Below are 17750 nucleotides of genomic sequence, written 5' to 3'. Positions count from 1 at the left end.
CCGCATGGGCTCGATCGATGTCCACACGCACTTCGTGCCGCGCGCCTGGCCCGACCTGAACGAACGGGTCGGGCCGGGGGCATGGCCGTCGTTGCGCGTGGACTCGGAGCACGAGGCCATGATCATGGTCGGGTCGAGCGAGTTCCGCCGCATCGAGGCCAGCTGCTGGGATGCCGAGGTCAGGCTCGCCGAGATGGATGCCGACGGCGTCGACCTCCAGGTCGTGTCGCCGACGCCGGTGTTCTTCTCGTACGAGCAGCCCGGCGACCAGGCGGTCAAGGTCGCCCGGATCTTCAACGACCTGGCCCTCGAGGTGTGCGCGCCCGCACCCGACCGCCTCATCCCGTTCGCCCAGGTGCCCCTCCAGGATCCGGATGCCGCGTGCGCCGAAGCGGATCGCGCGATCGCCTCCGGGCACCGCGGGGTCGAGATCGGCAACCACGTCGGCGACCGCGACCTCGACGACGAGGGCACCGTGATGTTCCTGCAGCACTGCGCGGACCGGGGGATCCCCGTGTTCGTGCACCCGTGGGACATGCCCGGATCGCCGAGGCTGGACCGATGGATGGCGCGGTGGCTCACCGGGATGCCCGCGGAGACGCACCTGTCGATCATCGCGATGATCCTCGGCGGCGTGTTCGACCGCGTTCCGCCGTCGCTGCGCATCACGTTCGCCCACGGCGGCGGCTCGTTCGCCTTCTGGCTCGGGCGGTTCGAGAACGCCTGGCACCGACGCCGCGACCTGATCGGCGTGAGCGAGCTCCCGCCGTCGGGGTACCTCGACCGATTCAGCGTCGATTCGGTCGTGTTCGACCCGGCCGCCCTGCACCTGCTCGTGGATACGCTGGGCGCATCGCAGGTGATGCTCGGCAGCGACTACCCCTATCCGCTCGGGGAACGTCCCGTCGGCAGCGTGGTCGAACGCTCCGACCGGCTGGACGAGACGCAGCGGACCGCCATCCTGCGAGGGAATGCCGAGCGCTTCCTGGCACTGTGAGCGGCGGCGCCGACCGCCGATCCCCGACCACCGAGAGACGGACACCATGATCCACCTGACCGATGCGGCATCCGACCCGCTGACCATCGACCGCGCGACCTGCGAGTCGCTCGACGCCGCCGACCCGCTCGCGCCGTTCCGCGACCGGTTCGCGCTGCCCGAAGGCGTGGTCTACCTCGACGGCAACTCGCTCGGCGCGCTTCCGAAGCACACGCGAGCGCACCTGGATCGGGTCGTCGCGGAGGAGTGGGGCGTCGGGCTCATCCGAAGCTGGAACGACGCCGGCTGGTTCGCCAAGCCGCAGGCGGTCGGCGACCGCATCGCGCGGCTGATCGGTGCCGGGCCGGGCGAGGTGGTGCTCGGCGACTCGACCTCGGCGAGCCTGTTCCAGGTCGCGACCGCGGCCGCCCGACTCCGTCCGGAGCGGCGGGTGATCGTCGCCGAGCGCGGCAGCTTCCCGACCGACCTGTACGTGCTCGAGAGCGTGCAGGAGACGGTCGGCGGCGCGCAGCCGCTCGAGCGGCGCCTGATCGACGATGCCGGCCCCACCCTCGACGACGTGCTCGACGAGGATGTCGCGGTCGTCGTGCTGACGCACGTCGACTACCGGACGGGCCGGATGCACGATCTCGCCGAGGTGACCCGCAAGGTCCAGGCGACCGGGGCGATCATGGTGTGGGATCTCTGCCACAGCGTCGGAGCCGTTCCCGTGGACCTCGCGTCGGCGGGCGCCGACTTCGCGGTCGGATGCACCTACAAGTACCTCAACGGGGGCCCGGGCTCGCCGTCGTTCATGTGGGCGGCGCCGCGGCACCACGAGCAGGCGCGTCCGGCGCTGACCGGATGGCACGGCCACGCCCGGCCCTTCGACTTCACGGTGGAGTACGAGCCGACGCCCGGGATCGGCCGGTTCCGGGTCGGAACCCCGCAGCTGCTGTCGATGGCGGCGCTCGAGGCGAGCCTCGACATCTGGGACGAGGTGGACCTCGACGCGGTCCGCGAGAAGAGCCTGCGGCTGACCGAGCTCTTCATCTCGCTCGTCGACCGGCGGCTCGCGGCCTGGCAGGTCGAGGTCGTCACCCCGCGCCGTTCCGCCGTGCGCGGAAGCCAGGTCGCGCTGCGCCACGAGGACGGCTACGCGGTCATGCAGGCGCTCATCGAGCGCGGCGTGATCGGCGACTTCCGGGCTCCGGACCTCATGCGGTTCGGGTTCACGCCGCTCTATGTCTCGCATGCGGACGTGTGGGACGCGGTGGACGTGCTGGAGGACGTGCTCGCGAGCGAGGTGTGGCGCGAGCCGCGCTTCGCCCGACGCGGCGCCGTCACCTGAACCGGCGGGGGCCGTGACGGCCCCGCCGCACCTCAGCCGCCCGCCGGTACACTCGGGGCTGAATGTTCGACACACCGTACATTCGCTGCCGTCCCCGAGGAGCCCTCGATGAAGCCCACCGTGCGCACCCTGCTCGAGCGGGCCGACCTCGCGTTGACGTTGCTCACGGACGACGTGCTGCTCGATCCGGCCGCGCTCGACACCGCCGTTCCCTGGGTGCACAGCTCGGACCTCGCCGACCCGGCGCCGTTCCTCGAACCGGGGCAGGTGCTGCTGACGACCGGAACCCAGTTCGGGGTCGACGCCGGGCACGACGACCCGGCGGGCTTCGAGGCGTACGTCGAGCGGCTCGCCGGTGCGGGCATCTCGGCGCTCGGCTTCGGAACCGAGGTCGTCCGAGCGGGCACGCCGACGCTCCTGGTCGAGGCGTGCGCCCGTCACGGGGTGCCCCTCTTCGAGGTCCCCTACCGCACCCCGTTCATCCGCGTGGCACGGACCGTCGCCGCCCTGAACGCCGACGACTCCAACGCCCGTCAGGCCTGGGCACTTCAGGCGCAGCGCGCGATCTCGCTCGCCGCGCTCAGGCCCGACGGACTGGGCGCGACGCTCGCCGAACTGAGCGCGCGGCTCGGGACGTGGGTGGGGCTGGTCGATGCCGCGGGTGCGCTCGATCGAGAGGCGCCCGCCGGCGGGCTCGCGCAGCCCGCACTCGGCGAGGTGGTCGGCGAGGCGCGGTCGATGCTGCGACGCGGGCAGCGTGCGAGCCGCACCCTCGAGGCGGGCGCGTCGGTCGGGGCGCCGCAGCGGATGACGCTGCAGACGCTCGGCGCGGGCGGCGCGCTTCGGGGCGTGCTCGCGATCGGCGACTCCCCCGAGCTCGACCAGGCGGGCCGCGAGGTCGTGACCTCGGTCATCGCCCTCGCCGGGCTCGCGCTCGAGCAGAATCGCGACCTCGATCGTGCGCGCGGCCACCTCCGATCGGGGCTGCTGAGGTCGATGCTCGCCGGCGACGTCGAGCTCGCGTCGGACGTCTCGGCGGAGATGTGGGGTCCGCTCCCGGCCGATCCGGTGCGGGTGGTGATCGCGGACCTGCCGGCGGCGACCGCCGATCGGATGACCGAGTTCCTCGAGCTGCGCGTCGACGACCGAGACGGTCGCCTGTTCTTCGGCCGCGCCGGCGATTCGGTCGTCGTGATCTGCGAGGACGAGGACCGCGGCATCGCCGACGAGGTCGCGGGCGAGTTCGAGGTGCCGGCGGGCGTCTCCGATGCTGGCCCCCTCGCCGATCTCGCGCGCCTGCACGAGCAGTCCCTCCGGTCGGTCGAGCGGGCCAGGGAGACCGCGCCCGCCGTCGTGTGGTTCGACGACATCAGCCGCCAGGGCGTGCTCGCGTTCCTGGCGCGCACCGACGCGCGAGCGGTCGCGCGGGCGACGCTGGAACCGCTCCTCGAGTACGACCGCGCACAGGGCACCTCGCTGCTCGACACGACCCGGACCTGGCTCGAGCACGGCGGCCAGTTCGATGCGACGGCCCAGGAGCTCGGCGTGCACCGCCACACCGTGCGCAGCCGGATCGCCCTCGCCGAGAAGCTGCTCGCCCGAGACCTGTCCGGGTTCCACGCCCGCGCAGACCTGTGGGCGGCGCTGCTCGCGACCGAGTGAGCCGACCGGCGGCGTGGCCCTCCGCTCCGCCGTCCGACCGAGACCTCCGGCCTACCGCCCCGGACCGGGTGGGCGTACGCTGGCCGCGACGAGGAGGTACGCGATGCAGGCGACGGTCGGTGATCGGCTGGTCATCCACGGCAAGCAGGTCGGCAGTGCCGAACGGCACGGGGAGGTCCTCGAGGTCCGGGGCGCCGACGGCGGACCGCCGTATCTGGTGCGATTCGACGACGGCCACGAGGCGCTGCTCTACCCGGGCAGCGACTGCGAGTTGGAGCACGCGGCGCACTGACCGAGGGGCGGATGCCGCCGGGTAGCGTGGAGGGCATGTTCCTCTCGTACGCCGCGATCGGCGACAGTTTCTCAGAGGGCGTCGGCGACGAGCTCCCCGACGGAACCACTCGCGGGTGGGCCGACTTCGTCGCGCTCGGCCTCGCGAAGGCGGCGGCTCCCGAGCCCGTCCGGTACGCGAACCTCGCCATCCGGGGCCGCAAGCTCGGTCCGATCATCGACGAGCAGCTCGAGGCGGCGATCCGGCTCGGTCCGGAGGTCATCAGCTTCAACGGGGGCGGGAACGACATGCTGCGTCCGCGCATGCCGGAGGAGGTCGTCGCGGAGCGGTTCCGCGAAGCGATCCACCGGATCCGCGAGGCCGGCATCCACGTGCTCATGCTGAGCGGGGCGAACCCGACCGACCATCTCCCCCTGGGGCGCGTGTTCGACGCGCGCGGTGCGCGCCTGACCCTCGCGCTCCGCGACCTCGCCGACCTGCCGGGAGTGACGTTCGTCGACAACTTCAGTGATCGTGCGCTGCGCGACATCCGCTACTGGTCGCCCGACAAGCTGCACCTGAACTCGCTCGGGCATGCGAAGGTCGCCTCGAACGTCCTCTCGGCGCTCGGGGTGCCGGTGCCCGAGGAGTGGGGCGTCGCCGAGGTGGCGGCCGGCGGCCCGGGGCAGCGCAGCCGCAACACGGCGACCTACTACCGCGAGTACGTGCTGCCGTGGATCGGCCGTCGGCTCACGGGCAGGTCGTCGGGCGACGGCCGCACGGCCAAGCGTGCGACGCTCGAACCCGTCGTCCTCGACGCGGAGGGTCCGGGCGCCGAGCCGCTGCCGGGCTGAGCGACGCGGCGCGCCACGCCGCCCGAGCGCCGCGGCACCGGATGCGCCGGTGCGCCCGGCGCGACCGCGGTCAGCCCCCGATGACGCCTGCGACGAATGCGCGCGTCCGCCGTGCGAGTCCGTCGATGCGGGTCGACGAATGCCGGCCGCCGCGGACCTCGGCGGGCGCGAGCGGGGCGTGCAGGCGAACGTTCTCCTGGCAGGAGAGGTCGCTGCACAGGTAGGTGCCGACCGTGTCGCCGTTGCGTCCGGCCGCTCCCGCGCGGCGAGCCGAGAACATCGTGACCTGGTTCGCGGGCTGCTGCGTGTGGCAGAGGTTGCACATGCCGGCGCGGAACCGCGACGCGGGCGGGTCGGCGGCGCGCAGCACGATGCCGACCGGGTCGTCGTCGATGAACGTGACGAGGTAGCCGCGGCGCGCGGCCCGGCGGTCGCGCCAGGCGAGCGCGTCGACCCGTTCCCATTCGACGAGGAGGTACTCGAGGGGCAGCTCGAGTTCGGCGAGTTCGCGATCGGTCGCGTTCACGAACGACGCCCGGAGCTCGTCCTCGCTGAGCGGACGCATCCGACCTCCTTCCGACCCGAACCAGTGTAGGCCGGTGGTCGGAGCCGGGCACGGCCGTCGCCGCCGACGCCGCCGCCCGCGGTCAGCCGAAGCTCGGCCGCTCCCGGTCGTCGATGCGCGGGCACCACCCGGCCGGGGTGCGGTCGTACTCGAACGCGGGCCCGTCGGCGACCAGTCGCGCCAGGGCGTCGAGGAAGCGATCGACGTCCTCCGACGTCGACCCGGCGCCGAGGCTCGCGCGCAACCCGTTCGCGCGTCGCGCGATCCGATCGAAGAAGGGGTGCGCGCAGAATCGGCCGGCGCGGACCGAGATCCCGTGCTCGGCCGCGAGCGCGGCGGCGACGAGGCCGACCGAGCCCTGCTCGAGCTCGATCGTGGCGATGCCGAGCCGGTCGTCGAGGTCGTCGAACCCGCGCAGCACGCCGAGTCCCGGGATCCCGACGAGGCCGCCCAGCAGCCGGTCGGTCAACGCGGCCTCGTGCGCGCGCCGCGCCAGCTCGCCGATCCGTTCGAACTCCGCGAGGGCCGCGGCCAGCGCGGTCACCCCGACGAGGTTGGGCGTGCCCGCCTCGTGACGCTCGGGGCCGGGCTTCCAGTCGACGTCGTCGATCGAGACGGATGCCACGGCTCCGCCGCCCGCCAGGTACGCGGGTGCCGCGTCGAGCCAGTCGGCACGGCCGACCAGGACGCCCGCGCCGAACGGCGCGTACGCCTTGTGCCCGGAGAACGCGACGTAGTCGAGGCCGGATGCCGAGAGGTCGACGCGGCGGTGCGGCAGCAGTTGTGCGGCGTCGACCGCGATGCGGGCGCCGTGCGCGTGCGCGAGGTCGGCGAGGAGGCCGAGCGGGAGGACCTCGCCGGTCAGGTTCGAGGCACCCGTGACCGACAGCAGCGCCGCGGGCCTGCGGGCGAGTTCGTCGGCGAGCGCGGTGACGGTCGCCTGGAACGAGGTGCGGGCGATGACGACGCGACGGCCGTGCCGTCGCCAGGGCAGGAGGTTGGCGTGGTGCTCGATGTCGAGGACGACGGTCTCGCCCGGCACGACGCTCGCGAGCAGGTTCAGCGAATCGGTGGTGTTCCTCGTGAACACGACGTGGTCGTCCAGTCGCGCGCCGACGTGTCGCGCGACAGCGATGCGGGCGTCCTCGAGCAGCGCCGTCGACGCCTGCGACGCGTAGCCGGTGCCGCGGTGCACGCTCGCGGAGTAGGGCAGGACGCGGGCCACGTGCGCCGCGACCGCGGCGAAGGCGGGGGCGGATGCCGCGGTGTCGAGGTTCACGTGCCGGACGCGTCGGCCGCCGAGCACCGGTGCCTCGAGGCCCGCGTCGAGCAGGTCGGCCAGCGGCCCGATCCGGACGGGTGCGCGGCTCGTGCCCGGCGCGTGCGGCCGCGGGTCGTCGACGCCGGACGCGACGGTCTGACTGCTCGGCATGGCACCTCCTGGCGGGCGGGTGCGTCGAGGCTATGGAAGGCGGGTCGTCGGCTTCAACGCCCGCCCGTCACGGCACGTCACGACACGACACGCGGCGCAACACGCGAGGGCGTCAGTCCTTCTTCTTGTCGGGGCGGTTCGCGGCTCCGGGCGGGTCCGGGCGCCCGTTCCCCTCGGGCTCCTCGGTCGGCTCGGGCGGTTCCTCGGTCACGGCGGGCGGGTCGTCCGCGGGCTCAGGGGCCGCCGGGTCGGCAGGGCCGCCCGGGTCGGCCGCCGGGGCGGGAGGGGGCGTCGCCGGGGCGGTGCTCGGCGGAGGGTTCGGCGCCACCGGCGCCACCGGCGCGGTCGGCTCGGTCTGCTCGGGAGGGAGGCGTTGCGGTGCCGGGCGCGACGCGCCGTCGCCCTCGGCCGCGGGCATCGCCGACCGGCCGATCAGGGCCGCGGTTCCCGCGAACGCCGCGCCCGAGACGACGAGCGCGACGACGACCAGGGCGAGCACCCGGTGCACCGCGATCCAGGTGCGCACGGCACCGAGCGACATCCGCCCCTTCAGGCTCGCGATCGCCGAACCAATCCGCGCGATCGCCGCGAGCACCGAAACGAGCAGGTCGGACGCTCGAGCCAGCGCCCGGCCGAGCGGCCCGTTCGCCGTGTTCCTCGGCGCCGCGCGCCGTCCACGGCTCGCGGGACCCCGGTCCGGGTCGGCGGCAGGGTGGTCCATGCGTTCCTCGCGTCGTCCGTCAGTACGCCGGATGCAGCCTACCCCGACCCCTCCCGAACGGGGGACACCGCGAGCTGCCGGGCGCGAGGCCGGCTCAGGCGACCGACCAGCCGACCAACCGCGACTGCACGGCGACCTGCGGCACGACGACGACGGGGCCGGCGAGGTTCATGAGGACGTCGGCGTTGGTCCGACCGAGGGGCAGGAATCCGCGGCGGGCCGACCTCCGGCCGACGACCGTGAGCTTCGAGCGCCTGGTGAGGCCGATGAGCGACTCCGCCGCGGCACCGGCGGGCCGCCGTGCGTCGACGGCGAGGTCCGGGGCGGACGCTGCGATCAGGTCGGCGGCCCGCTCGAGGGCCCGGTCGTCAGCATCGCCGTCGGACGCACGCACGAGCACGAGGTGCTCGCCGAGGCTCCCGGCCTCGTCCATCGCGAAGCGGATGGCGTCGTCGCTGTCGTCGCCGTCCGAGACGCCCACCGCGACCCCCGACCGGCCCCGTGCCGAGGCGACGGGCACGACGGCGGTCGGCGCGGCCGCGACCCCCGCGAGCTGCAGTCCGCGCGAGCCGAGTGCGCGACCGTGGAAGTACCCCACCTTGTGCGTGCCGACCACGACGAGGTCGGCATCGCGCGACGCTTCGGCCAGCCTCAGGACCGGACTTCCGACGATCACCTCGCCGCGAACCCGGACCCCGGGCGCCACGGCGAGCGCGGCTCGGAACTCGCGCTCGGCGAGGCCCTCCGCTCGCGCGCGCAGTTCGGCGACCACGGACGCGCCGACAGTGCCCCAGCCGTCGTCGACGACCGTGACGAGGGCGAGTTCGTCCCCGGTCCGTTCGGCCCGACGCGCCGCCCATTCGACGGCCGCCCGGGCCACGACGCTGCCGTCCGCACCGACCACGATCGTCATGCAACCAATATCCGCGCGACCGGCGAACTCCCCCGGGGCCTTTGGTCCCCTCACCGCCCGGAACGGAGGCCGGTGGTACATTTGCGCCAACCGCGCATGGAGGGTGGCATGTCGCAGGCATCAGGGTCGTCGTCGGTGCACGTCGACGAGGAGATGTGGACGCAGACCCGCCTGCGTGCGCTCCTCGACGCGACGCGCTCGGTCGTCGCCGAGATCGACCTGACCGCGGTGCTGCGCACCATCGTGCGCTCCGCGGTGGATCTGGTGGATGCCCGATACGGCGCACTCGGGGTCCTCGCGCCCGAGGGCGGCCTGGAGGAGTTCGTGCACGTCGGCATGCCCGACGACGTGGTGGCGCGCATCGGCCGACTGCCGGAGGGCCGCGGGCTGCTCGGCGCGCTCATCGACGATCCGGATCCGATCCTGCTCGACGCGATCTCGGGCGACCCCCGATCGGTCGGCTTCCCTCCGGGGCATCCGCCCATGACGGGATTCCTCGGCGTCCCGGTCCGCGTGCGCGACGAGGTGTTCGGCAACCTCTACCTGACCGATCGGCGGGGCGGCTTCACTCCGCAGGACGCGGAGCTCATGTCCGCGTTCGCGATCGCAGCCGGCCTCGCCATCGACAACGCCCGGCGGTACGCCGAGGCGCGCATGCGCGAGACGTGGGCCGCGGCATCCGCTCAGGTCGTGGCGGCACTGCTCACGGCGTCGGGCGACGACGCGCCGACGCTGCTCGCGGACGAACTCTCGGAACGCGGCGGTGCGGAGCGCATCGCGATCCTGGTGAGCGCGGGCGGAACCGCGGTCCGGGTCGCGGAGATCCGCGGGTCGGGTGCCGACGCGGTGCCCGCAGGCACCGTCCTGCCGGCCGAGCGCACGCTCGCCGCGGCCGTGCTCGAGGGCGGCGACACCCGCGCCACTCCGGGTGGGCGCGTGGAGGCGCCCGACGCGCTGGCGCTCGCCCAGGGCGGCATGTGCGGGCCCGTCCTGTTCACGGCCCTCCGCAAGCGCGGGGCCCCGCGCGCCGTCATCGCGGCCGCCCGGCGTCCCGGCGCCCCGCACTTCACGCCGGCCGAGATGCGGATCGCGGAGGACCTCGCCGTGCGCGTGTCGCTCGCGCACGCGCTCGCGGAGGCACGCGACGCGCAGCAGCGCGCGCTGCTGCTCGAGGATCGCGCGCGCATCGCGCGCGACCTGCACGACCATGTCGTCCAGCAGTTGTACGGCGCCGGGCTCGACCTCCAGGCCGCAGCGGATGCCGCGACCGACGATGCGGCCCGGCCGCTCGACTCGGCCGTCGAGGCCATCGACGAGGCCATCGCGCAGATCCGCACGATCGTGTTCGCGCTCACCCCGCAGAACGGCCGCGCGCCGACGCTGCGCCGTCGCGTGCTCGACCTCACCGGCTCGGCGTCGCGCCACCTGCCGCAGCCGGTCGCCGTCTCGTTCGCGGGCCCGATCGACCTCCTCGCGGAGGGCGTCCTGGCCGACGAACTCACGGCGTCCGTCCGGGAGCTGCTCTCGAACGCGGTCCGGCATTCCGGCGCGACCGTGGTGACCGTCGCGGTCGGCGCCGACGACGGGCGCGTGAGCGCCGAGGTGTCCGACGACGGGCGCGGCCTCGGCGACGTCACGCGCCGGAGCGGACTGGAGAACCTGCGCGTGCGCGCCGAACGCCTCGGCGGACGCTTCGAGCTCGAGACCGGGCCGACCGGCACCCGCGCCCGATGGACGGCCCCGACCGGGGCGTCCGAGAGAGGATCCCGATGACCAGAGTCTTCCTCGTCGACGACCACGAGATCGTGCGGCGCGGCGTCGCGCAGGTGCTCGAACGCGAGCCCGACCTCGAGGTCGTCGGCGAAGCCGGAACCATCGCGCAGGCCATCACCCGGATCGGGGCGACGCGGCCGGACGTGGCGGTGCTCGACATGCGCCTGCCCGACGGCGACGGCATCGACCTGTGCCGGGAGCTCCGGTCGCGGCAGCCGGGGTTGGCCTGCCTGATCCTCACGGCGTACGACGACGACCAGGCGGCCATGTCCGCGGTCCTCGCGGGCGCGGCCGGGTACGTGCTGAAGCACGTGCGCGGGAGCACGATCGTCGAGGACATCCGCAGGGTCGCGACCGGCAGGACCCTCATCGACCGTGCGATCGCCGACCGGGTGTCGCAGCAGGCCGCCGAGCCCGAGCACGGGGATCCGAGGTTCAGCGCGCTGAACCTCCGCGAACGCCAGGTGCTCGCGCACATCGCCGACGGCCTGACGAACCGGCAGATCGGCGAGGAGCTCGGGCTCGCGGAGAAGACTGTGAAGAACTACGTGTCGGGCCTGCTCGCCAAGCTCGGGTTCGAGCGCCGGACGCAGGCCGCGGTCTACCAGATGGAGCTGCGGACCCACCCCGATCCCTGACCGGGCGGGGGCGGGGCGGGGCGGGCGTCGGGGCGGGGCGGGGCGGGCCCGGCGTCGGAGGGCGCGGGTAGCGTGCGTGGCGTGAGAGCGGATGCCTCGGGGTGCACGAGCGTCGCCGACGGCGCAGCCTGCGGGGCGCCGGTCGAGGCGGGCGCGCCCGTGTCGCTGTGCGCGCTGCACGTCGTCGCGGCGTACGACTGGGTCGCGGCGCGCGACGGCGCGACCGACGTGCTGCCGGGGGTGTGCCTCGTGTGCGGCTCGCGCGTCGGGGTCAGGTACCCGTCGGGTTGGGTGTGCGCGGTGTGCGAGTGGCGCCTCGGCGAGGTGCCCGACGGCGAGGTCGCCCCGCCGCGGGTCGACGTCGTCTACTACGCGCGCTGGCGCGACCGGGTGAAGATCGGCACGTCGGCGAATCCGCGGCGGCGGCTCGCGGTCATCCCGCACGACGAGGTGCTGGCGTTCGAGCGCGGCGGTCGCCTGCTCGAGCAGCGCCGCCACGTCGAGTTCGCGGCCGCGCGGTGGCCGGGCGGCGAGTGGTTCCGGCTCGACGACGACCTGGCGCGGCATGTCGCCGAGCTCTCGGCGGGCGAGGTCGACCCGTGGGCGCGCTACGACCGGTGGCGCAGCGAGGAGCTCGCCCGTCGCGGGTGAGCGCGCCGACGCGTCAGTTCTTGTGGCGCGGCTTGCGGTACGGGCGGTCGCCCGAACCGCCGCGGTCGTCGCGGGCGTAGCCGCGGTCCCGGTCGTCTCCCCGACTCCGGTCGTCTCCGCGACTCCGGTCGTATCCGCGGTCGCGGTCGTATCCGCGGTCGCGATTGCCGTACCCGCCGCGGTCGCCGCCGCGGTCGCCGCCGCGGTCGCCGCCGCGGTCGCCGCGATCCCGGTCGTACCGGCCTCGCCCGCCGTCGCGGTCGTACCCGCCCCGGCCGCCGCGATCGCCGCCGCGTCGGTCCCCGCCACGACGATCGCCGCCGTAGCCGCCCGAGCCGCCGCCGGTGTCGGGCCGGAGCTCGATGAGCTCGCCCGAGATACGGGTGCCGGCGAGGCGTTCGAGCACGTCGTCCGGCAGGTTCGCGGGCAGCTCGACGAGCGAGAAGTCGTACTGGATGCGGATGCGCCCGAAGTCGTCGCGCTCGAGTCCGCCCTCGTTGGCGAGCGCGCCGACGATCTGCCCGGGCAGCACGTGCTGTCGCTTGCCGACCGCGATGCGGTAGGTGCGCAGGTCGTCGCGGGTGGGGCGCTCGCGACGCTCGCCGCGGTCCCGATCGAACCGGTCACCGCGGTCGCGGTCGCGCCGGTCGTCGCGGTCGCGCCGGTCGTCGCGGTCGTAGCGGTCGCGACGCTGCGGCTCGGGCTCGTCCTCCATGAGCAGCGGCGAATCGCCCTGCGCGACGACGGCGAGGGCGGCGGCGACATCCGTCTCGGGCACGTCGTGGTGACGCACGTAGTGGGCGATGATGTCGCGGAAGCCGCTGACGCGCTCCGTCTGCTCGAGCGCGGCCGAGATGCGGTCGTCGAACCGGCTGAGCCGCGACTCGTTGATCTCGTCGACGCTGGGAAGCTCCATGGGCGTCATGCGCTGCTTGGTGGTCCGCTCGATGCGGCCGAGCAGTCCGCGCTCGCGCGGCGTGACGAAGCTGATCGCGTCGCCCGTGCGCCCCGCACGACCGGTGCGGCCGATGCGGTGCACGTACGGCTCGGGGTCGGTCGGGATGTCGTAGTTGACCACGTGCGTGATGCGCTCGACGTCGAGGCCTCGGGCCGCGACATCCGTCGCCACGAGGATGTCGAGCTTGCCGCTCTTGAGCTGCTCGACGGTCCGCTCGCGCTGCGCCTGGGCGATGTCGCCGTTGATCGCCGCCGCCTCGTAGCCGCGCGCGCGCAGCTTCTCGGCGAGCTCCTCGGTGGCGTTCTTGGTGCGGACGAAGATGATGACGCCGCCGAAGTCCTCGACCTCGAGGATGCGGGTGAGCGCGTCGACCTTGCGGGCGTGCGCGACGACGAGCACGCGCTGGGTGATGTTCGCCGAGGTCTGCGTCTTGGTCTTGACCGTGATCTGCTCGGGGTCGGCGAGGTACTGCTCCGACATCCTCCGGATCGCGGCGGGCATGGTCGCCGAGAACAGGGCGACCTGCTTCTCGTCGGGGGTGTCGGCGAGGATCGTCTCGACGTCCTCCGCGAAGCCCATCTTGAGCATCTCGTCGGCCTCGTCGAGCACGAGGTACTTCAGGCCCGAGAGGTCGAGCGTGCCCTTGTCGAGGTGGTCGATGACGCGTCCGGGGGTGCCGACGACGATGTGCACGCCGCGACGCAGCGCCGAGAGCTGCACGCCGTAGCCCTGGCCGCCGTAGACGGGGAGGATGTGCAGGTCGGGCAGATGGGCCGCGTACTTCTCGAACGCCTCGCACACCTGGAGGGCGAGTTCGCGGGTCGGCGCGAGCACGAGTGCCTGCGGGCTGCGGTCGGAGGTGTCCAGGCGCGCGAGGATCGGCAGCGCGAAGGCCGCGGTCTTGCCCGTTCCGGTCTGCGCGAGGCCGACGACGTCGCGCCCCTCGAGCAGCGTCGGGATCGTCGCGGCCTGGATCGCGGAGGGCGTCTCGTAGCCGACGTCGTCGAGCGCCTTCAGCACCGGCCCCTCGAGTCCGAGGTCGGCGAAGGTGATCGCCGGGGGCTCCTCGGAGGCGGGCACGGGGGTGGGGTCATCGACGGAAGTCACAGTTCAGGATAGTCCGCGCGCCTGAATCGCGGCTGAACGGGGCTCCTGAGCGGATGCCAGGGCCTGCGCCGCACCCGTGCCGCCCGTTGCAGAAATTCCTCACGCGGAGAATACTTCAGCCATGCGCGCAGTGATGCTCAAGGAATTCCAGGAACTCCGCCGCGACCACCGCACCCTCGCGATGCTGATCGTGCTCCCCCTCCTCCTGCTCGTCATCTTCGGCTACGCCGCGAACTTCACGGTCGAGACGCTGACGGTCACCGTGGTCGGCAGCGACAGCGACGACGTCGAGGACTTCATCGGCGAGAACGACGAACTCGCCGACCACCTCGAGATCGTCGCGACCGACCCCGACGGCGATGCCGACACGGCCGAGCAGGTGCTCCGCGACGACCGATCCGATGTGGCGATCCTCGCCGACGGCGACGACTGGACGGCCTACATCGACGGGTCGAACCTGTTCGCGGCGCAGTCCGCGGTGAGCCTGTTCGCGCAGGTGCAGCAGGGCCTCGCCCAGCAGCAGGCGCAGGCCGCCGCGCAGGGGCAGCAGGTGACGGTGCCGACCATCGAGACCGAAGTCCTGTTCAACCCCGACCTGACCACGTCGTGGGTCATGGTGCCGGCGATCATCGGCCTCATCCTGACCTTCATCGGCACGATCATCACGAGCATCGGCCTGGTCCGCGAACGCGAGGCCGGAACGCTCGAACAGCTCGCGGTCATGCCGCTGCGCGCGAGCGGGGTCATCCTCGGCAAGATCACCCCCTACTTCCTCCTCGCGAGCATCGACATGGGGCTCGTGACGGTCCTCGGCCTGCTGCTGTTCGATGTGCCGTTCAACGGCCCGGTGGGCCTGTTCATCGTGGGCGCCGCGCTGTTCCTCTTCGTGGTGCTCGGCATCGGCGTGCTCATCTCCTCGGTGTCGCAGACGACGGGGCAGGCGATCCAGCTCGCACTCATGACCCTGCTGCCGCAGATCCTGCTCTCGGGCATGATCTTCCCGCTCGACGCGATGGCCGCGGGCGTGCGCTGGATCGGCTACCTGCTGCCGCTGACCTACTTCACGATGATCTCGCAGGGCGTGATGGTGCGCGGGGCGTCGTGGGACTCGCTGTGGCTGCCGCTGACGATCCTCGCGATCATGGCGGTGCTCGTGTTCGGGCTCGCGGTGGTCCGCCTGCGGCGCAGCCTCGCGCCGGCCGCGCCGAAGGCGCCGCCGCGCGCGAAGCGCGAGCGCGAGTCGATCGGTGCGGGCCGATGAGCGCAGCGGATGCCGTCGGCTCCGGCTCCACGGGCGCCGAACCGTCGGTCGAGGCCGTCACGGTCGACTTCGGGAGCACGCGCGCCCTCGACGGGGTGACGTTCGCGGTTCCGCGGGGCCAGGTCACGGCCGCGGTCGGCGGCGACGGCGCGGGCAAGTCGACGCTGCTGCGCGTGTTCGCCAACCGCGTCGGCCCGTCGTCGGGGACGGTGCGCACGCTTCCCGCCGATCGCCTCGGCTACCAGCCGGCGACGTCGGGCGTGTGGGGCAACCTCTCGGTCGACGAGAACGTGGACTTCGTCGGCCGTTCCTACGGCATGGCTCCAGCGGCGATCGCCGCGCGCGCGGACGACCTGCTCGAACGCGCCGGACTCGCGCAGGCCCGCGCCCGGCTCGGTCGCGACCTGTCCGGAGGCATGCGCCAGAAGCTCGGATTCGTGCTCGCGATCCTGCATGAACCCGAGCTCGTGATCCTCGACGAGCCGAGCACGGGCGTCGACCCGGTCAGCCGCGTGGAGCTGTGGCGGCTGATCTCGGGGATCGCCGCCGACGGGGCCGCCGTGCTGCTCGCGACGACGTACCTCGACGAGGCGCAGCGCGCGGCATCCGTTCTCGCCCTCGATGCGGGGCGCGTCCTCGCGACCGGCACCGCTCACGACATCATCGCGGGCGTGCCCGGCGTGATCGCCGAACCGCCGCCGGCCGAGGCGAGCGAGGCCGAGACCCCGGCGAACGCGTGGCGGCGCGGCATCCGTCGTCACGCGTGGTTCCCGGCCGACGCCCCGCTCGGCGGGGCGAGCCCGATCGCGCGACCGGACCTCGAGGACGCGCTCATCGCGCTGACCCTGCGCGACCGGCTGGGCGGGCAGCCCGATGCCGAGGGCGCGACGGATGCCGCCGGCGAAGCGGATGCCGCGGCGAGCGCCGCGCCCGCGCGCGCCGGTGCCCGCCACCGTGCGCCCGACCGCGTGCCCGCCCGCGTGCGCGACCGGGTGCCCGCCGAACCGCCGGTGCTCGCCCGCGCCGACGGCGCCACCCGGCGCTTCGGCGCCCACACCGCGGTGGACGACATGAGCCTGGACGTGCGAGCGGGCGAGATCGTCGGTCTCATCGGGGCGAACGGTGCCGGGAAGACGACGTTCCTGCGCATGCTGATCGGTCTCGAGCGGCCGGATGCCGGGACGACCGAGCTGTTCGACGGCCCGCCCGACAACCCGGCGCGGGGGCGCATGGGCTACGTCCCGCAGGGGCTCGGGTTGTTCCGCACGATCACGGTCGACCAGAACGTCGAGTTCACGCGTCGCGTGTACGGCGGCCGGGGTGCGTCGCTGCCCGCGGCGCTCGACGAGGTTCGCGGGTCGGTCGTGAACGACATCGGGCTCGGGCGGCAGCGCCAGCTCGCGTTCGCGCTCGCGCTCAGCCACGAACCGGAACTGCTCGTGCTCGACGAGCCGACCTCGGGCGTCGACCCGCTCGCGCGTGCGCGGCTGTGGGACGTGATCCACGAGCAGGCCGCCGCGGGCCGGGGCGTCATCGTCACGACCCACTACCTCCAGGAGGCAGAGCAGTGCTCCCGGCTCGCACTGATGTCGCGCGGGCGACTGCTCGGCGTCGGGTCGGTGGCCGACCTCACCGCCGGCACGACGGCGGTGCTGGTCAGGTCGGATGCCTGGCAGGAGGCGTTCGCCGCACTCGGCGACGCCGGACTGCCGACGATGCTCACGGGGCGCGACATCCGCGTCGCGGGGGTGCCGGCCGACGAGGTCCGCGCCGCACTGGCGACGCGTGGGATCCCGGCGAGCGTCGACGCGGTCGAGCCGACCCTCGAGGAGACGATGGTGCTGCTGGACCACGTCCCGACGGAGGCCCCCGAGCCTGCGGCGTCCCGATGAGCGGCCGGCGTTCGTCGGGGCGTCGGCCCGGCGCATCGACGACGCGCGAGGAGCTCATCGACGCGGCGCGGCAGGAGTTCTCCGAGCACGGCGTGACGGGTGCCACGACGCGGCGCATCGCCGCACGGGCCGGCGTCGACCCGGGCATGATCCGGCACCACTTCGGTTCGAAGGCGGGACTCTGGCAGGCCGCGCTCGAATTGCCCGTGGAACCCGGGCGGTTCCTCGCGGCAGCACGGACCGCCCCGCACGACGAGGTCGCGAGGGTGATGCTCGCGACGCTGCTGCGCGGCTGGGATTCGCCGCTCGGCGGCGCGTTCCGCGCCGTCATCCGCAGCGCCGTGCAGGATCCGGTCTATGCCGACCGCGCCCGCGAGTTCCTGCTCGCCCGGGCGATCATGCCCGTGGTGCGCCGGGTCGCCCCCGAGGCGCAGGGCGCCGCCGCCGACCCCGCGGTCCTCGCCGAACGCGCGTCGCTCGCCGCGAGCCAGGTCACCGGCCTGGTCCTGGCGCGGTACATCCTCCGGATCGAACCGCTCGCGTCGGCCGAGCACGACTGGATCCTCGACCGCATCGCCCCGACGGTGCAGGGGTACCTCACCGGCCCGCTGGCGGGCGCTCCCGATCCGCGCTCCTGACGAGGGCGACCCCTCGTTCTGCATGAGATTCCGCCCGATGCCCGCTCCTGGACGCCCTTCACCCGGAATCTCATGCGTTCGATTTCG

Annotated in this window: 16 protein-coding genes; 11 read left to right on the top strand and 5 right to left on the bottom strand. The window is 73.7% G+C overall.

Annotated features, from left to right (window positions below; all coding sequences use genetic code 11):
- Positions 1 to 4: 4 nt before the first annotated feature.
- The 5 genes from DSM26151_RS02090 (at position 5) to DSM26151_RS02070 (ending at position 5114) form a co-directional block, all read left to right on the top strand.
- On the top strand, positions 5 to 997 hold the full coding sequence (locus tag DSM26151_RS02090; RefSeq protein ID WP_234660772.1) for an amidohydrolase family protein: 993 nt from the start codon (positions 5 to 7) through the stop codon (positions 995 to 997).
- Between the two features lie 46 nt (positions 998 to 1043).
- Positions 1044 to 2327: a kynureninase gene (kynU, locus tag DSM26151_RS02085; protein WP_234660771.1), complete on the top strand. Its 1284-nt coding sequence runs from the start codon at positions 1044 to 1046 to the stop codon at positions 2325 to 2327.
- Positions 2328 to 2435: 108 nt separating this feature from the next.
- Entirely contained in the window at positions 2436 to 3989 is a 1554-nt protein-coding gene (locus DSM26151_RS02080; protein WP_234660770.1) for a PucR family transcriptional regulator, read from the top strand.
- A gap of 103 nt (positions 3990 to 4092) precedes the next feature.
- The gene (locus DSM26151_RS02075; protein WP_234660769.1) at positions 4093 to 4281 is read left to right on the top strand and encodes a DUF1918 domain-containing protein; all 189 of its coding nucleotides are present in this window, start codon (positions 4093 to 4095) and stop codon (positions 4279 to 4281) included.
- 35 nt (positions 4282 to 4316) lie between these two features.
- Positions 4317 to 5114: an SGNH/GDSL hydrolase family protein gene (locus DSM26151_RS02070; protein ID WP_234660768.1), complete on the top strand. Its 798-nt coding sequence runs from the start codon at positions 4317 to 4319 to the stop codon at positions 5112 to 5114.
- 70 nt (positions 5115 to 5184) lie between these two features.
- Here the strand turns inward: DSM26151_RS02070 and DSM26151_RS02065 are convergent, their stop codons facing one another.
- From DSM26151_RS02065 to DSM26151_RS02050, 4 genes are all read right to left on the bottom strand, one after another.
- A complete protein-coding gene (locus DSM26151_RS02065; protein ID WP_234660767.1) occupies positions 5185 to 5679 on the bottom strand; it encodes an FBP domain-containing protein in 495 nt (164 codons plus the stop codon).
- A gap of 82 nt (positions 5680 to 5761) precedes the next feature.
- Positions 5762 to 7111, bottom strand: coding sequence for an aminotransferase class V-fold PLP-dependent enzyme (locus DSM26151_RS02060; protein WP_234660766.1), 1350 nt, complete (start codon positions 7109 to 7111; stop codon positions 5762 to 5764).
- A 112-nt stretch (positions 7112 to 7223) separates the two neighbouring features.
- Positions 7224 to 7832: a hypothetical protein gene (locus tag DSM26151_RS02055; RefSeq protein WP_234660765.1), complete on the bottom strand. Its 609-nt coding sequence runs from the start codon at positions 7830 to 7832 to the stop codon at positions 7224 to 7226.
- Positions 7833 to 7926: 94 nt separating this feature from the next.
- Entirely contained in the window at positions 7927 to 8745 is an 819-nt protein-coding gene (locus DSM26151_RS02050; protein WP_234660764.1) for a universal stress protein, read from the bottom strand.
- A 108-nt stretch (positions 8746 to 8853) separates the two neighbouring features.
- On the opposite strand from DSM26151_RS02050, the gene DSM26151_RS02045 reads away from it, so the two are divergent.
- From DSM26151_RS02045 to DSM26151_RS02035, 3 genes are all read left to right on the top strand, one after another.
- Complete coding sequence (locus DSM26151_RS02045; RefSeq protein ID WP_234660763.1) at positions 8854 to 10518, top strand: GAF domain-containing sensor histidine kinase; 1665 nt, start codon at positions 8854 to 8856, stop codon at positions 10516 to 10518.
- A complete protein-coding gene (locus DSM26151_RS02040) occupies positions 10515 to 11156 on the top strand; it encodes a response regulator (protein WP_234660762.1) in 642 nt (213 codons plus the stop codon). Before DSM26151_RS02045 ends, DSM26151_RS02040 begins: the two co-directional genes overlap by 4 nt.
- Positions 11157 to 11237: 81 nt before the next feature.
- Positions 11238 to 11807 (top strand): GIY-YIG nuclease family protein, encoded by a 570-nt coding sequence (locus DSM26151_RS02035; protein WP_234660761.1) that lies wholly within the window; start codon positions 11238 to 11240, stop codon positions 11805 to 11807.
- A 13-nt stretch (positions 11808 to 11820) separates the two neighbouring features.
- On the opposite strand, the gene DSM26151_RS02030 is transcribed toward DSM26151_RS02035, so the two are convergent.
- Positions 11821 to 13872 carry a DEAD/DEAH box helicase gene (locus tag DSM26151_RS02030; protein WP_234660760.1) on the bottom strand — a complete coding sequence of 684 codons (2052 nt, stop codon included), beginning with the start codon at positions 13870 to 13872 and terminating at the stop codon, positions 11821 to 11823.
- A 121-nt stretch (positions 13873 to 13993) separates the two neighbouring features.
- On the opposite strand from DSM26151_RS02030, the gene DSM26151_RS02025 reads away from it, so the two are divergent.
- The 3 genes from DSM26151_RS02025 to DSM26151_RS02015 are packed head-to-tail and all read left to right on the top strand — an operon-like array spanning position 13994 to position 17663.
- Entirely contained in the window at positions 13994 to 15133 is a 1140-nt protein-coding gene (locus tag DSM26151_RS02025) for an ABC transporter permease (protein ID WP_234660759.1), read from the top strand.
- Positions 15130 to 17025 carry an ATP-binding cassette domain-containing protein gene (locus DSM26151_RS02020; RefSeq protein WP_234660758.1) on the top strand — a complete coding sequence of 632 codons (1896 nt, stop codon included), beginning with the start codon at positions 15130 to 15132 and terminating at the stop codon, positions 17023 to 17025. Before DSM26151_RS02025 ends, DSM26151_RS02020 begins: the two co-directional genes overlap by 4 nt.
- Complete coding sequence (locus DSM26151_RS02015; RefSeq protein WP_234660757.1) at positions 17022 to 17663, top strand: TetR/AcrR family transcriptional regulator; 642 nt, start codon at positions 17022 to 17024, stop codon at positions 17661 to 17663. The genes DSM26151_RS02020 and DSM26151_RS02015 overlap by 4 nt, the downstream gene beginning before the upstream one ends.
- The last annotated feature ends 87 nt before the right edge of the window (positions 17664 to 17750 follow it).

The sequence above is a fragment of the Agromyces marinus genome, from assembly GCF_021442325.1.
Taxonomy (GTDB): Bacteria; Actinomycetota; Actinomycetes; order Actinomycetales; family Microbacteriaceae; genus Agromyces; species Agromyces marinus.
Note: the sequence above shows the minus strand (reverse complement) of the source record. Positions and strands in the feature narration are given on the sequence as shown.

Coding starts and splice junctions, on each gene's coding strand:
- DSM26151_RS02090 (WP_234660772.1), top strand. CDS start 5: ATGGGCTCGATCGATGTCCACACGCACTTCGTGCCGCGCGCCTGGCCC.
- kynU (WP_234660771.1), top strand. CDS start 1,044: ATGATCCACCTGACCGATGCGGCATCCGACCCGCTGACCATCGACCGC.
- DSM26151_RS02080 (WP_234660770.1), top strand. CDS start 2,436: ATGAAGCCCACCGTGCGCACCCTGCTCGAGCGGGCCGACCTCGCGTTG.
- DSM26151_RS02075 (WP_234660769.1), top strand. CDS start 4,093: ATGCAGGCGACGGTCGGTGATCGGCTGGTCATCCACGGCAAGCAGGTC.
- DSM26151_RS02070 (WP_234660768.1), top strand. CDS start 4,317: ATGTTCCTCTCGTACGCCGCGATCGGCGACAGTTTCTCAGAGGGCGTC.
- DSM26151_RS02065 (WP_234660767.1), bottom strand. CDS start 5,679: ATGCGTCCGCTCAGCGAGGACGAGCTCCGGGCGTCGTTCGTGAACGCG.
- DSM26151_RS02060 (WP_234660766.1), bottom strand. CDS start 7,111: ATGCCGAGCAGTCAGACCGTCGCGTCCGGCGTCGACGACCCGCGGCCG.
- DSM26151_RS02055 (WP_234660765.1), bottom strand. CDS start 7,832: ATGGACCACCCTGCCGCCGACCCGGACCGGGGTCCCGCGAGCCGTGGA.
- DSM26151_RS02050 (WP_234660764.1), bottom strand. CDS start 8,745: ATGACGATCGTGGTCGGTGCGGACGGCAGCGTCGTGGCCCGGGCGGCC.
- DSM26151_RS02045 (WP_234660763.1), top strand. CDS start 8,854: ATGTCGCAGGCATCAGGGTCGTCGTCGGTGCACGTCGACGAGGAGATG.
- DSM26151_RS02040 (WP_234660762.1), top strand. CDS start 10,515: ATGACCAGAGTCTTCCTCGTCGACGACCACGAGATCGTGCGGCGCGGC.
- DSM26151_RS02025 (WP_234660759.1), top strand. CDS start 13,994: ATGCGCGCAGTGATGCTCAAGGAATTCCAGGAACTCCGCCGCGACCAC.
- DSM26151_RS02020 (WP_234660758.1), top strand. CDS start 15,130: ATGAGCGCAGCGGATGCCGTCGGCTCCGGCTCCACGGGCGCCGAACCG.
- DSM26151_RS02015 (WP_234660757.1), top strand. CDS start 17,022: ATGAGCGGCCGGCGTTCGTCGGGGCGTCGGCCCGGCGCATCGACGACG.